Annotated in this window: 14 protein-coding genes; 8 read left to right on the plus strand and 6 right to left on the minus strand. The window is 60.1% G+C overall.

All coding sequences use genetic code 11. From position 1 onward, the window contains the following. Positions 1-143 precede the first annotated feature (143 nt). Positions 144-1745 (plus strand): ribosomal protection-like ABC-F family protein, encoded by a 1602-nt coding sequence (gene abc-f, locus F8O05_RS04950; protein ID WP_158051638.1) that lies wholly within the window; start codon positions 144-146, stop codon positions 1743-1745. A gap of 46 nt (positions 1746-1791) precedes the next feature. On the opposite strand, the gene F8O05_RS04955 is transcribed toward abc-f, so the two are convergent. Together F8O05_RS04955 and F8O05_RS04965 are read right to left on the minus strand one after the other, a co-directional pair. Next, complete coding sequence (locus F8O05_RS04955) at positions 1792-2667, minus strand: SURF1 family cytochrome oxidase biogenesis protein (RefSeq protein WP_225735738.1); 876 nt, start codon at positions 2665-2667, stop codon at positions 1792-1794. A gap of 265 nt (positions 2668-2932) precedes the next feature. Then, complete coding sequence (locus F8O05_RS04965; RefSeq protein ID WP_192497036.1) at positions 2933-3292, minus strand: DUF3099 domain-containing protein; 360 nt, start codon at positions 3290-3292, stop codon at positions 2933-2935. A 113-nt stretch (positions 3293-3405) separates the two neighbouring features. On the opposite strand from F8O05_RS04965, the gene F8O05_RS04970 reads away from it, so the two are divergent. After that, entirely contained in the window at positions 3406-4119 is a 714-nt protein-coding gene (locus F8O05_RS04970) for a beta-ketoacyl-ACP reductase (RefSeq protein WP_158051640.1), read from the plus strand. Between the two features lie 86 nt (positions 4120-4205). On the opposite strand, the gene serB is transcribed toward F8O05_RS04970, so the two are convergent. Beyond that, on the minus strand, positions 4206-4904 hold the full coding sequence (gene serB / locus F8O05_RS04975) for a phosphoserine phosphatase SerB (protein ID WP_404811357.1): 699 nt from the start codon (positions 4902-4904) through the stop codon (positions 4206-4208). Then, the gene (glgC, locus tag F8O05_RS04980; protein WP_158051641.1) at positions 4901-6148 is read right to left on the minus strand and encodes a glucose-1-phosphate adenylyltransferase; all 1248 of its coding nucleotides are present in this window, start codon (positions 6146-6148) and stop codon (positions 4901-4903) included. The genes serB and glgC overlap by 4 nt, the downstream gene beginning before the upstream one ends. Positions 6149-6209: 61 nt before the next feature. Here glgC and glgA point away from each other — a divergent pair, with 61 nt between their 5' ends. The 3 genes from glgA (at position 6210) to F8O05_RS04995 (ending at position 8705) form a co-directional block, all read left to right on the plus strand. Beyond that, a complete protein-coding gene (gene glgA, locus F8O05_RS04985) occupies positions 6210-7397 on the plus strand; it encodes a glycogen synthase (protein WP_158051642.1) in 1188 nt (395 codons plus the stop codon). A 103-nt stretch (positions 7398-7500) separates the two neighbouring features. Beyond that, positions 7501-8286: an ABC transporter ATP-binding protein gene (locus F8O05_RS04990; protein WP_158051643.1), complete on the plus strand. Its 786-nt coding sequence runs from the start codon at positions 7501-7503 to the stop codon at positions 8284-8286. 161 nt (positions 8287-8447) lie between these two features. Then, positions 8448-8705: a type B 50S ribosomal protein L31 gene (locus F8O05_RS04995; protein ID WP_158051644.1), complete on the plus strand. Its 258-nt coding sequence runs from the start codon at positions 8448-8450 to the stop codon at positions 8703-8705. A 78-nt stretch (positions 8706-8783) separates the two neighbouring features. Here F8O05_RS04995 and F8O05_RS05000 read toward each other — a convergent pair whose 3' ends face one another. After that, positions 8784-9470 carry an exonuclease domain-containing protein gene (locus F8O05_RS05000; protein ID WP_158051645.1) on the minus strand — a complete coding sequence of 229 codons (687 nt, stop codon included), beginning with the start codon at positions 9468-9470 and terminating at the stop codon, positions 8784-8786. Between the two features lie 83 nt (positions 9471-9553). Between F8O05_RS05000 and F8O05_RS05005 the strand changes: the two genes are divergently transcribed. Continuing rightward, on the plus strand, positions 9554-10462 hold the full coding sequence (locus F8O05_RS05005; protein ID WP_158051646.1) for an alpha/beta fold hydrolase: 909 nt from the start codon (positions 9554-9556) through the stop codon (positions 10460-10462). Further along, the gene (locus F8O05_RS05010; protein WP_158051647.1) at positions 10455-11174 is read left to right on the plus strand and encodes an NAD(P)H-binding protein; all 720 of its coding nucleotides are present in this window, start codon (positions 10455-10457) and stop codon (positions 11172-11174) included. The genes F8O05_RS05005 and F8O05_RS05010 overlap by 8 nt, the downstream gene beginning before the upstream one ends. 28 nt (positions 11175-11202) lie before the next feature. On the opposite strand, the gene F8O05_RS05015 is transcribed toward F8O05_RS05010, so the two are convergent. Beyond that, positions 11203-12045, minus strand: coding sequence for a Sir2 family NAD-dependent protein deacetylase (locus F8O05_RS05015; protein ID WP_225735740.1), 843 nt, complete (start codon positions 12043-12045; stop codon positions 11203-11205). 84 nt (positions 12046-12129) lie between these two features. Here F8O05_RS05015 and F8O05_RS05020 point away from each other — a divergent pair, with 84 nt between their 5' ends. After that, positions 12130-12996 carry a TrmH family RNA methyltransferase gene (locus F8O05_RS05020; protein WP_158051649.1) on the plus strand — a complete coding sequence of 289 codons (867 nt, stop codon included), beginning with the start codon at positions 12130-12132 and terminating at the stop codon, positions 12994-12996. The last annotated feature ends 23 nt before the right edge of the window (positions 12997-13019 follow it).

The raw sequence follows: 13019 nt of genomic DNA on the forward strand, positions 1-13019 counted from the left end.
CTCACAAGCGAGCGAGGAGGGCCGTGGGATAGACCCTAGGGGCCGGAGTTGGTAGCATCGATCAGTTGACCAAGTGGTAGCTCGGTAGCTGCCAGCTCCGGCCACCAATCGCATCCATTCCCCTAACCCTAGGAGTCACTCACGTGCTAGCTGTCCACGATCTCGAGATCACGGTGGGAGCTCGCACCCTCATGAGTGATGTGAACTTCCGGGTGCAGGACGGTGACAAGATCGGGTTGGTGGGCCGAAACGGTGCCGGCAAGACCACGCTCACGAAAGTCCTCGCGGGGTGGACGCTGCCCAGTGACGGCAAGATCGAACGGGTTGGCGAGATTGGCTACCTCCCGCAGGATCCCCGCAGCGGTGATCCGACGCAGACCGCACGCAATCGTATTTTGGATGCGCGCGGTCTCGGTTCAGTGCGCCAGCGGCTCTTCAAGGCCTCGAGCGACATGGCGGACGCAGCAACTGATGCAGAACGTGACAAGGCGATGCGTCGGTATTCTCGACTTGATGACGAGTTCCTCATGCTCGGCGGGTATGCGGCCGAATCCGAAGCGGCGGCGATCGCATCCAACCTGAATCTTCCGGACCGCATCCTGGACCAAAAGCTCGAGACCCTCTCAGGCGGCCAGCGTCGTCGAATCGAACTGGCACGCATCCTCTTCTCGGATGCGTCGACGATGATTCTCGATGAGCCGACCAACCACCTCGACCTTGACTCCATCGTGTGGTTGCGCGACTTCCTCAAGGGCTACAAGGGTGGCCTGATTGTGATCTCCCACGATGTCGAGTTGGTGGGCGAGACCGTGAACCGAGTCTTCTACCTCGATGCGAATCGACAGGTGATCGACATCTACAACATGGGCTGGAAGCAGTATTTGCGCCAGCGCGAGGCGGACGAGGAGCGGCGCAAGAAAGAGCGCGCGAACGTCGAGAAGAAGGCCTCGGTGTTGCAACAGCAAGCGGCGAAGTTTGGTGCGAAGGCGACGAAGGCCGCGGCCGCTCATCAGATGCAGCGGCGAGCGGAACGGATGCTCGGCTCGCTCGAAGAGGTTCGGCAGCAAGATCGCGTGGCCAAGCTTCGTTTTCCCACGCCTGCGCCAGTGGGTAAAACTCCGATCCAAGCGGAAGGGCTCTCGAAGTCCTACGGTTCGCTCGAGATCTTCACCGGGGTAGACCTCGCCATCGATCGGGCTTCTCGCGTCGTGATCCTCGGGCTGAACGGTGCCGGGAAGACCACGCTCTTGCGCATCCTCGCCGGGCAGTCTGAGCCGGACACCGGGGTGATCAATGCTGGACACGGCCTCCGCGTCGGCTATTACGCGCAGGAGCACGAAACCCTCGACGTGGATGCCTCGGTGAAAGACAACATGATGCGGGTGTCGCATCATCTCAATGAGACGGAGGCCCGAAAGATTTTGGGCTCCTTCCTCTTCACCGGTGATGACGTGAATAAGCCCGCGGGCGTCCTTTCGGGCGGCGAAAAGACACGGCTGGCGCTCGCCATGCTGGTGGTTTCCAGCGCGAATGTGTTGCTGCTTGACGAACCCACGAACAACCTCGATCCGGTCTCTCGAGAACAAATCCTGGATGCCTTGGCGCACTATGAGGGCGCGGTCATCCTGGTTTCACACGACGAAGGCGCGGTGGCGGCGCTGAACCCCGAACGTGTGCTGATCATGCCCGAGGCGATCGAGGACCACTGGAACCCGGAGTATTTCGAGCTCATCGAAATGAACTAGTGGCGCAGCGGCCTTTGGCGGTTGAGGCTGTTACCTCCACTCGACCTTATAGCTGTGAGTCGAGGAGTTCGTCTTCGTAGTCCGCGTCGCTCTTCTTCGCCAGAGCCTTGCGCTCGGCCTCGCGTCGTTTGGCGGCAATGACTCGCGGGTCGTCGGCATTTCGTTCGCGGAACTCTTCACGGACACCGTAGATCAGGCCTACCGCGGCAATGATTGCGAAGATAATCCACTGGAATGCGTAGCTGAGGTGGTTGCCCTCGGTGAGCTCGGGCTTTGGCGTAAGTTTGCCGGTCTCGGCACTCGGAGTTTCAGTGCGGAGCAGTCCGTAAGCGGCGCTGTACGTACGTTCTTCCCCGAGGGATGCGGCCAGGGCATCCAACTGAATTGTCGCAATCTGACCCTCCGGTGCACCGCGTCCGGGAATCTCCGGCTCGCCCGGTTTGAGACGCGCGGTGACGGAGACGTTGCCTTCCGGAGGCGCGGGGACAGCGTCGGGATAGTCCTGATCGTGTCCGGTCGGAATCCAACCCCGGTCGACAATAAATACGTTGCCATCGGTGGTCAGAAACGGTGTCAGAATCTCGAATCCGGGCAAGCCATCCCGCGGCCGACCGCGAACCAGCAGCTGCTCGTCGACGAGGTATTCGCCCTCAAATGCCACCGGCAGCCATTCCTGGTCGGTCGCAAAAGAATCCAGTTCGGGCAGCGCCTCGTCAATGGGCACCGGTGTAGCGTCAAAGTTCGTTTCAACCAGGATATTGGCGTCCACTCGCTGATCCCGTCGATCGAATTGCCAGTGCGATAAGAAACCGCAGGCGATCGCGAACACAACCAGCAGAGCAAAGTAGCCAATCCACCGACGGCTGAGCAGAAACCGCCAGCCCTTTTTCGATCTGGAAGTCTGCGAACTGGAACTAGTCACTGAATCGGGGCCTCATTTACTGGATCACGCACATCGTGCACTCGAACCGGAAATTCGCGGCTTTGCAGAAAGCCAAGCAGATAGTCCCGGTGCTCAGAACACGCTAACCAAATCTTAATACGTTCCGGTCCATGGATCCGCGGGTTGCGCCATTCGATGCGGTACAAGGCATCATGGTCACACGCAGCGCGGGAACACTGCGGCACTTCTGTCTCGCGGGGAAAAGCGCCCGCAAGGCGACTCCGAAGGTCGAACTCACCAGAGCTCATCGCGGATTCTCCTTATTGTTCTGCGAGGAGTCGGAATCTTGCGCCGAGTCATGACTGTCGGTGTCATTCGGCATGTACCACTGATCGGAAGAAATGGTGTCGCGGTATTGCTCGACCGCACTCGACTCGGGACGAAGCACCGGTTGGATTCTGCGTTGTCGCACGTGGTTCGCGATAACCACGGCAATCCACGGCAAAAAGATCGCACCAGCGGCAACCACAAAGAGCCAGGGTCCGCGAACGAACACCATGCTCAGCACGCACGCACTGCGGATCGCCATGGTGATGAGATATTGGCGAGTCCGGTGGCGACGCTCTTCCTCCGCGGACTCCGCCATGGAGGTGATATTTGGCACCTGCCTGCTCATAAGTGGTAACTCGCTCCGTTCTACACCTCAAGGGTACTCCTCGTGCAAGTACGATGGGCCAGATATCTCGCGTCGAAACCTGCATTGAACCAAGGAGCCTTATGACCACGCAGCGCACCGTGCTGATCACCGGAGGAAATCGCGGCATTGGCCGTGCCATTGCCGAAGAATTCTTGGCCGCCGGCCACCGCGTTGCGGTGACATCCCGATCGGGTGACGGCGGCCCTGAAGGTGCCCTCACCGTTGCGGCCGATGTCAACGACGCAGGATCAATTGATGCCGCGTTTAAGACCGTGGAGGAAAAGTACGGACCGGTCGAAGTAGTGGTGGCGAATGCCGGGATCACCAAGGACGGCCTGTTATTGCGCATGAGCGAGGACGATTTCACGAGCGTGGTCGACACCAACCTCACGGGTGCATTCCGCATCATTAAGCGCGCCTCAAAGGGGATGCTGCGGGCGAAGTTCGGGCGCGTCGTGCTGATTTCTTCGGTGGTTGGGCTGTTCGGATCGCCGGGGCAGATTAACTATGCGGCGTCAAAGGCTGGTCTCGTGGGCATTGCCCGTTCGCTGACTCGTGAACTGGGTAGCCGCGGCATTACCGCGAATGTCGTTGCGCCCGGGTTCATTGAGACCGAAATGACCGCAGTCCTGCCGGAAGAAACCCAGCAGGAATACCTCTCGCAGATTCCGGCTGGCCGCTTTGGTCAGGTGGACGAGATCGCCAAGACCGTGCGCTGGCTCGCTTCCGAGGACGCCGGCTACATCTCAGGCGCGGTTATCCCAGTTGACGGCGGTCTGGGGATGGGACACTAATAGTCTGCAGTCGGAAAGAACTCGCGGCCCTGTCGGAAGTACGTAACTTCCGACAGGGCCGCTGTCGAGTGTGGGCTAGAGTCGCGTTAGCCGCGCAACCCCAAAAGCGGCAATAGCTGCGTCATATCCCGATCACGCAGGACCACCGAGGCCTGTTCGCGGACCACTGGTTTGGCATCAAAGGCGACCGACAACCCGGCGATTTCCATCATCCCGAGGTCATTGGCGCCATCGCCCACCGCCACAGTGCGATCCATGGGCACCCCAAGGGACTGTGCCCAGCTGCGCAGAGTGTGTGCCTTCGCCTGGCGGCCAATGATTGGCCCACTGACTTCGCCGGTCAGGAGACCAGCCTCATCAACCGCAAAGCGGTTTGCTCGCCACAGATCAAGACGCAGGTCTTCGGCTAGGGAGTCCAGGATCTCGTGAAAACCGCCAGAGACTGCTCCGACCCTGCCACCAGCTTCGTGTACCGCGGCAATCATCTCGGGTACGCCGTGCGTGACGGTAATTTGCTGGCGAACCTCTGCAACCTGCTTGAGGGATACGCCCTGGAGCAGCGCCACGCGTTCTCGAAGGCTTCCCTCGAAATCGAGTTCCCCGCGCATCGCGCGTTCAGTGACCTCGGCAACCTTGTCGCGCACACCCGCATAGTCAGCGACGAGCTCGATGACCTCATCCTCGATCAGGGTCGAGTCGACATCGAGCACGACTAGGAAGCGGGCACCGCTTGTGACCGTGCCTTCACCGTATTTTGGTTTCAACGTGATGTTTGCTGCGCTCACCGTTCGACCACCGCGTTCTTGGGAACGACGGTAAGGCCGGACTCGGTGACGGTGTAGCCGCGGGCGCGGTCGAGATCGGGGTTTTCACCAACGGAGGCACCCTCGCGGACGACGACGTTCTTATCCAGAATGGCCCTGCGGACGATGGCACCCGGTTCAACTTGCACGCGATCAAAGGTGATCGAGTCCACCACGATGGCACCCGACATCACCCGGGTCCAAGGGCCGAGCACGGAGCGTTCAATATGCGAACCGCTAATGACCGAACCGAGGGAGATAATCGAGTCGATCATCGTGCCCGTAGTGCCGCGGCCATCACGGACGAACTTGGCCGGTGGTGAGTTGAGCTGCTGCGACATGATCGGCCACTGCTCGTTGTAGAGATTGAATACCGGCAGTGTGGCGATGAGGTCCATGTGCGCCTCATAGAAGGAATCAATCGTACCCACGTCACGCCAATAGTCGCGGTCTCGGGGGGTTGAGCCGGGGACATCATTGTGGATGAAGTCGTACACTCCAGCATCACCATTTGCGACAAAAGCAGGAATGATATCGCCGCCCATGTCGTGCTTGGAATCCTCATTCTCGGCGTCGCGGGTGACGTATTCGATGAGCTTGTCCGCGTCAAACACGTAGTTGCCCATCGAGGCCAAAATCTCCTTGGGGCTGTCAGGGAGGCCTTCAACCTGCTCAGGCTTTTCAAGGAATTCACGAATGCGGCCGGGATTGTTGGGGTCGGTGTCGATCACACCGAACGCGGTCGACATCTCAATCGGCTGGCGAATGGCTGCCACGGTGGCTCCGAGACCCGAATCGATGTGCTGCTGCACCATCTGCGCGAAGTCCATCCGGTAGACGTGGTCTGCGCCAACCACGACGACAATGTCGGGCTTCTCATCGTGAATGAGGTTCAGGGACTGGAAGATCGCATCCGCAGAACCCGAGAACCAGTGCTTGCCGCGACGCTGCTGCGCTGGCACGCTCGAAACATAGGCGCCGAGAATGGCTGGCATACGCCAGGTTTGCGAAATATGGCGATCCAATGAATGGGACTTGTATTGCGTGAGCACAACGATTTGATTGAGCCCCGAGTTCATCAGATTCGCGAGCGCGAAGTCGATGAGTCGGTACTGCCCTGCGAAAGGGACAGCAGGTTTAGCTCGGTCCGTTGTGAGCGGCATGAGGCGTTTTCCCTCGCCGCCAGCCAATACAATTCCGAAGACTTTTTTCTGCGCCTGTGCCATACGGCCATCGTAGACGTGAAAGTGAACGCTGCTGGTAGGAATGCTGTCGTACTCTGTGGGCATGAAAATCGACGTGATTACGCGAGAGTATCCGCCGCATATTTATGGAGGAGCGGGGGTGCACGTCACCGAACTCGTGAGGGCAATGCGCGAGGACATCGACGTCCGTGTTCGTTGCTTTGGCGAGCCTCGCGACGAGAAAGATACCTATGCATACGAGGTTCCAGAAGCACTCGAGGACGCCAATGCAGCGCTTGGATTCCTCGGTGCAGACGTACAGATTGCAGGTGATGTTGAAGGCGCCGATCTCGTGCATTCCCACACCTGGTACGCAAATCAAGCGGGAAACATTGCTAAATTTCTGCACGGAATCCCACACGTAATTTCCGCTCACTCGCTTGAGCCACTTCGCCCGTGGAAGGCGGAACAGCTTGGAGGTGGCTACCGACTGTCAAGCTGGATGGAACGTGACGCTTATGCCAACGCGGATCGCATCATTGCCGTATCGAACGGGATGCGCGACGATATCCTGCGCAGCTATCCGGACCTTGACCCGGATAAAGTCGTCACGATCTACAACGGCATCGATATTGACCAGTGGCAGCCCACGCATGACCCCGAGTCGGTGCGTGCGCTCGGGATCGATCCGGATGCGCCGACGGTAATTTTTGTCGGCCGAATTACCCGCCAAAAGGGCCTGCCGTATTTGCTTCGGGCGCTTCGTGGGTTACCGACTGACGTACAGATTGTGCTGTGTGCGGGGGCACCCGACACGGAAGAGATCGCGGAGGAGGTCCGCGGACTCGTTGCCGAGCTGCAAAAGGAACGCGCCGGCGTCCATTGGATCTCCGAGCACTTGCCGCGACCAAAAATCATGGCGCTGTTGACGGCAGCAGACGTCTTCGTGTGTCCGTCGATCTACGAACCGCTCGGCATCGTGAACCTGGAAGCTATGAGCTGCGGGACCGCCGTGGTGGGTTCGGGTACCGGGGGTATTCCAGAGGTCGTGCAGGACGGTGTGACGGGGCGGATTGTCCCCATCGAGCAGGTCCAAGACGGCACCGGTACCCCGATCGATCCGGACAAGTATGTCCGCGACCTCGCTGCCACGCTCAATGAGGTGCTCTCAGACCCGGCCAAGGCTGCCGAATACGGTCGGGCCGGACGCGAGCGGGTGGAGCGCGAATTCACGTGGAAACAGATTTCCAAACAAACGCAGGAACTTTACCGCTCGCTCATCCAGCGATAGCCGCTCCTGCAACACGTAGATTTTGATCGCGGTGGGGAACTCGACACTCCAAACGCCTGCGCGTTCGCGGAGAAAAGTTGCTCCTCGCCGCTAACCTTGCGATATGGCTGAAGTCGTGAAATTCGAGGACGTCCGAGTAGTTCGCTCCGGACGTCCGATTCTTGATGGCATTAACTGGAGCGTGGAAGAGACCGATCGGTGGGTGATCCTGGGGCCCAACGGCGCAGGCAAGTCCACGCTACTGTCGATTGCATCCGCGCAGCTGCACCCAACTACGGGCACCGTGTCCGTTCTTGATGAAACGTTTGGCCGCACCGACCTTCGAGAACTCCGCCCGCGGATTGGTTTCGCTTCAAGTGCCATGGCTCGGTTGATTCCTGCCGATGAGACGGTGCGAAACGCAGTGCTTACGGCCAGCTACGCGGTGGCCGGTCGGTGGAACGAGCGCTATGACGAAATTGATCTTGAGCAGACCAATAGGGTGCTGGCTGAATGGCAGCTCGAGGGCCTTGCCGACCGCACATTTGGGACGCTTTCGGATGGTGAGCGTAAGCGCACGCTGATCGCTCGCGCGGTGATGACTGATCCGGAAATGCTCCTCCTGGACGAGCCCAGCGCATCCCTCGACCTCGGGGCGCGCGAAAACCTCTTGGCCTCGCTGACCACCTATGCCGCGAGCGAATTTGCACCCGCGATTGTGATGGTCACGCACCACGTGGAAGAAATCCCACTGGGAATCACCCACGCACTGCTGATTCGCGATGGCAGAATTGTTGCTGCCGGACCGCTCGATGACACGCTCACCGCAGCGAGCTTGACCGCTACCTTTGGCATTCCGCTGGAACTGGACTTCCACAATGGCCGTTATGCGGCTCGGGCGGCGCGCTAATCGCGACACGCCGGGCTGGCTAGGCAGACAGCTACTTCGCAATGAAGTTCTTGCGTGCTAGACTCTCTCCTTGGTTTGCCCTGGGTAATGACTAGCGCTTTAGCGCAGTATTTGCCCTGGCACTTGTATTTGTAACCCGACTTTTCGCAGAAGGAAACCCGATGAAGGCAGACATCCACCCCAACTATGACTACGTGGTGTTCAATGACCTCGCTTCGGGTGAGAAGTTCCTCACCCGTTCGACGGTGAAGTCCGAGAAGACCATCGAGTGGGAAGACGGCAACACCTACCCGGTGCTTGACGTTGAAATCTCGAGCGCCTCGCACCCGTTCTACACCGGTAAGCAGCGCATCATGGACTCGGCCGGTCGTGTCGAGAAGTTCAAGAACCGCTACGCAAAGTTCGGCAAGAAGAACTAGTTCTTTTCAGCAACGATGGCCCGGTGCTCAGCACTGGGCCATCCTTGCTTTCCAGGATTATTTCTGGCGCGGCCGGTTCTAGCCTCGTACCGGCCAGCGCCCGTCCGCGGTGAAGTTCGGGTCCTTAGTGCGCCGCATATATGCCTCGAAATCTTCCGCCGAGGCCTTCGCCCAGGCCACTTGCTTCGTGTGCAACTCGGCGAGGTCAATATCTACTTCCGCGGGATACTTGCGGGCAATAGCCTGTGCCAGGTGCCCGGCGGCAATGGCATCGGCTGCCGCATCGTGTGCGTCCAAGAGCTCGACGGCGTACACGGCGGCTGAGTCTCCGAGGGTGCGCTTGCCCTTCCGATAGCGGTCAACGGCTCGATCAATAACGAGTGGATCCACCACCTGCGGCCCAAGCTGTGGGGGAGTGATCCCGTGTCGACGACACTCCGAGGCAATCAGGGTGAGGTCAAATGGCGCGTTGTACACCACGAGTGCGAGGTTGTTTCGCGCGATCCAATTTAGGGATGCGACGACCTTTTCCAGCACATCCTTAATGGGTTCACCCTCGGCACGCGCAATTTCCGTGGTGATGCCATGCACAGCGGATGCTTGCTCCGGGATGTCGACGCCGGGGTCCGCGAGCCAGTCGGTGCCGCGCTCCAAATCGCCATTTGCATCCAGCATCCCAACAAAGGCGGTCACAAGCCTCGCCTCCGCGGGGTCAACGCCAGTGGTTTCAGTATCGAATACGGCGATTCTCTCGGTCCAGCTCACGGGGCCTCCTCGGGTCCTTCTACAGTGGTGACGTTCACGCAATGAGCAGGTCTCATACGGTTCGTCGCATACACTCTTCCACGATGCGTGCTTTGAACCCACTGCAAGCGCGGCTTGCCGAAATACCCGTCACGACTCGAGTGCATTCCATTCGCGGTAGCGCCACGAAAGTTTGGGAGTACGGTCCTGCCACAGCGCCACACACGGTGGTGCTCGTTCACGGTTTTCGGGGTACGCATCACGGGCTTGCTAATCTCATTGCCCTGCTTCCGGAAGTCCGCTTCTTGGCGCCGGACCTGCCAGGATTTGGCGAATCCACACCCCTAAACGCGGAACACTCGGTATCCGAGTACGCGAACTGGCTGCTGGAGTTTCTCGCAATCGAGGATCCCGCGGCGACGAGCACCGTGCTCGGTCACTCATTTGGTTCTATGCTCGTCGCGAGCGCCGCCTCGTGTTTGGACGGCCGGGATGTCATCTTGGTGAATCCCATCGCCGAAAACGCCCTCCACGGGCCGGAACGTCTGCTGACGAATCTCGGTGTGTTCTACTACTGGGCGGGCGCGGTGCTCCCGAAGCCGATCGGTAAAACAATACTTTCTTCGCCGGTGATCACCAGGGTGATGAGCGAAGTGATGGCCGTGACGAAAGACCGCGCATTGCGGCAGTGGATTCATGAAGAACACGATGAACACTTTTCGGAATTCGCCGATCGCGACGTCCTCTTGGAAGCTTTTCGCGCATCCGTTTCCACGGATGTGCGCGCATTCGCCAATGCCTTACCGTCCGACACAACGTTAATTGCGGGTGAGCGGGACCTCATCGCGCCGCTGGATGCGACCAAGCGCCTGCACGCGGCAATGCCCGGAGCAAAACTGCATGTGATTCAGGGCGTCGGGCACCTGATCCACTACGAAACACCGAAACCTCTCGCCCGTCTGGTTCGCCAGCATCTCAATGAACAAGCTATCGAAGGAGCGTCTCATGACTGAACTCTCACTCTCCCTGGCAGGAAAGCTTCCTGCCGAAGTCGCAATTGTCGGCGGTAGCGGCAAGATCGCCAGGATCCTCACCGAATTACTGGTCGCCGACGGGGTCGACGTGCGCTCGATCGTGCGCAGCGAAAAGCACGCAGAAGGACTGCGGGCACTCGGCGCCACACCCGTGCTCTGTGACATTGAGGCGACGCACGCCGATGAACTCGCGAATGCCTTCGGGGATGCTGAGGCCGTGGTCTTTGCTGCCGGTGCGGGGCCGGGCTCGGGGGCCGCGCGCAAGCTGACGGTTGACCTCGAAGGGTCCAAGAAATCGGCGGATGCGGCGCTCCTTTCCGGTGCCATGCGCTTCGTGCAGATCAGCTTTATTGGTGCGCAGGAGCCGACCCCCGAGATCGAGGATGCGGTGTTCGCGGCCTATTGGGACGCAAAGCGGGAAGCCGATGAGTATCTTCGCAGCGTTGCCCTGGACTGGACCATTGTGAAGCCGGGCGGGTTGACCGATGATCCGGCAACCGGTCGTGGCGAGGTGACCTTTGCGGAGATGGACCGTGGCGTGAAGACGCGACGGGCTGACGTAGCCGAACTCATCCGCCTTACGCTCGCGGATCAGCGCACGGTGTGGCGGGACTTGAGCGTCGCCGAAGGGGACACTCCGCTTGACGAAGCCATTACCGCGGCTGTGCAGGCAGCGCCGCAGTCGCACTAGCGCGGCGGGACGCCTGCGCGAGCAACCCTTAGGCGGCCAAGAGCTTGGCCGCACCGGCGAGGACTTCGCTGATCCCTGCATCCACCCGAAAGGCTGCGAGGTGATCCAGCGGGGTCGCGCCGCGGTTGACCATCGCAATCGGTTTGCCCTGTCGATGCGCTCGATGCAGCAATCTCACGGCGGTGTTTACCGCTAGGGATGAGCCAACCACCAGTATCGAATCGGATTCGTTCACGAGGTGCTCTGCGGCTCGGGAATCCTCGGGGCGAACGAACTGACCGAACATCACCACATTCGGGGCGAGCATCCCACCGCAGACCGCGCAGGTCGGGATCACGAAGTTCGCCACTACCGCCTCGTCGACCTGTGCGTCGCCGTCGGGGTTCTCTGTGGCAGTCTGCGCAAGGGAAGCGAGATCGGGGTTGTCGGCAAGGATGCGGGTCACAATGTCTTGCCGCGACACTTCCGTGCCGCAGTCGAGGCAGCGCACAGTGCGCAGATGACCGTGGAGCTCGATTACTCGCTGGGAGCCGGCCCTCTGGTGCAGCCCATCCACGTTCTGCGTGGCGATCCCCGAAATTCTGCCGACGGATTCCAAGTCGGCAAGCGCGAAGTGGCCGGGATTCGGGGCGAACCGATCAAATCTCGGCCAGCCGAGTGCGGCTCCGGACCAGTACCGGCGGCGGCGCTCAGCGGATGCCTGAAACGCGTCCCAGGTCATCGGGGTGCGTATCGGTGCACCGGGGGAGCGATAGTCAGGGATGCCCGAATCGGTCGAAAGCCCGGCGCCGGTGATGACCGCGGCAGTGCGGGCTGCAAGAAAATCAGCCAGCTCTTCGGCGCCTGCGCGTACATATCCGCTGTGATCCACGCTGGACTCCTTTCGGCGTATCGGCACCATCTGTCTACAAACATACGTGTGACCCTGAGACGAGCCTCGTGAGAAGATGCTCGGATGCGCATTATCCCGATTAGCTCGCTCGAGCATCCCGGACTTGAAGATTACGCGAGCCTCACCGATGTTGCGCTGCGTCGCAAACTCGAGCCGGCGGGTGGTCTGTATATGGCCGAGTCGGAGAAGGTCATTCGACGCGCACTCGAGGCGGGGCATCAGCCTCGGTCACTGCTCATTCAGGAGAAGTTTCTGCCGCAAGCGGAGTCGCTCTTCGCGGAGTTTCCGGAAGTGCCGGTGTTCCTTGGTAGTGCGGAGCTGCTTGAACAGCTCACTGGCTATCGGATGCATCGGGGTGTGATGGCGGCCATGCACCGCCCGGCAATGCCCGATCCCGCAGCTATCCTCCGCAGCGCGAAGACGGTGCTCGTACTTGAAGATATTGTCGATCACACCAACGTAGGGGCCGCGTTTCGCAATGCTGCCGGGATCGGTGCGGATGCGGTGTTCGTGACGCCGGAATGCGCTGATCCGCTCTATCGTCGCAGCGTGCGGGTGTCTATGGGTACGGTGCTGCAGGTGCCCTGGACCAGGCTCCCCAAGTGGTCCGAGGCGGGGCCGCTGTTTCGCGAGTACGGTTTTGAGATCGCAGCATTGGCGCTGGATGAGGATGCGGTGACGCTGCGGAATTTTGCGGCGAAACGCCCGGAAAAAGTCGCGCTGCTATTGGGAACAGAAGGCCACGGGCTCAGCCGTGCCGCGCTCGCCGAATCCGGGCATAAGATTGTCATTCCCATGCACCACGAGGTGGACTCGCTCAATGTCGCGGCTACCTCCGCCGTTGCCCTCTATGCGCTGCTTGACGATGATCCCACGGCATTCAAGACCGAAACGGACCTGTCGGTGGGTATGGATACGGTTGAAAAGTAAGTTCTTAGTTCACGAAAGCGAGG

This window comes from Gulosibacter chungangensis (genome assembly GCF_008831155.1).
Taxonomy (GTDB): Bacteria; Actinomycetota; Actinomycetes; order Actinomycetales; family Microbacteriaceae; genus Gulosibacter; species Gulosibacter chungangensis.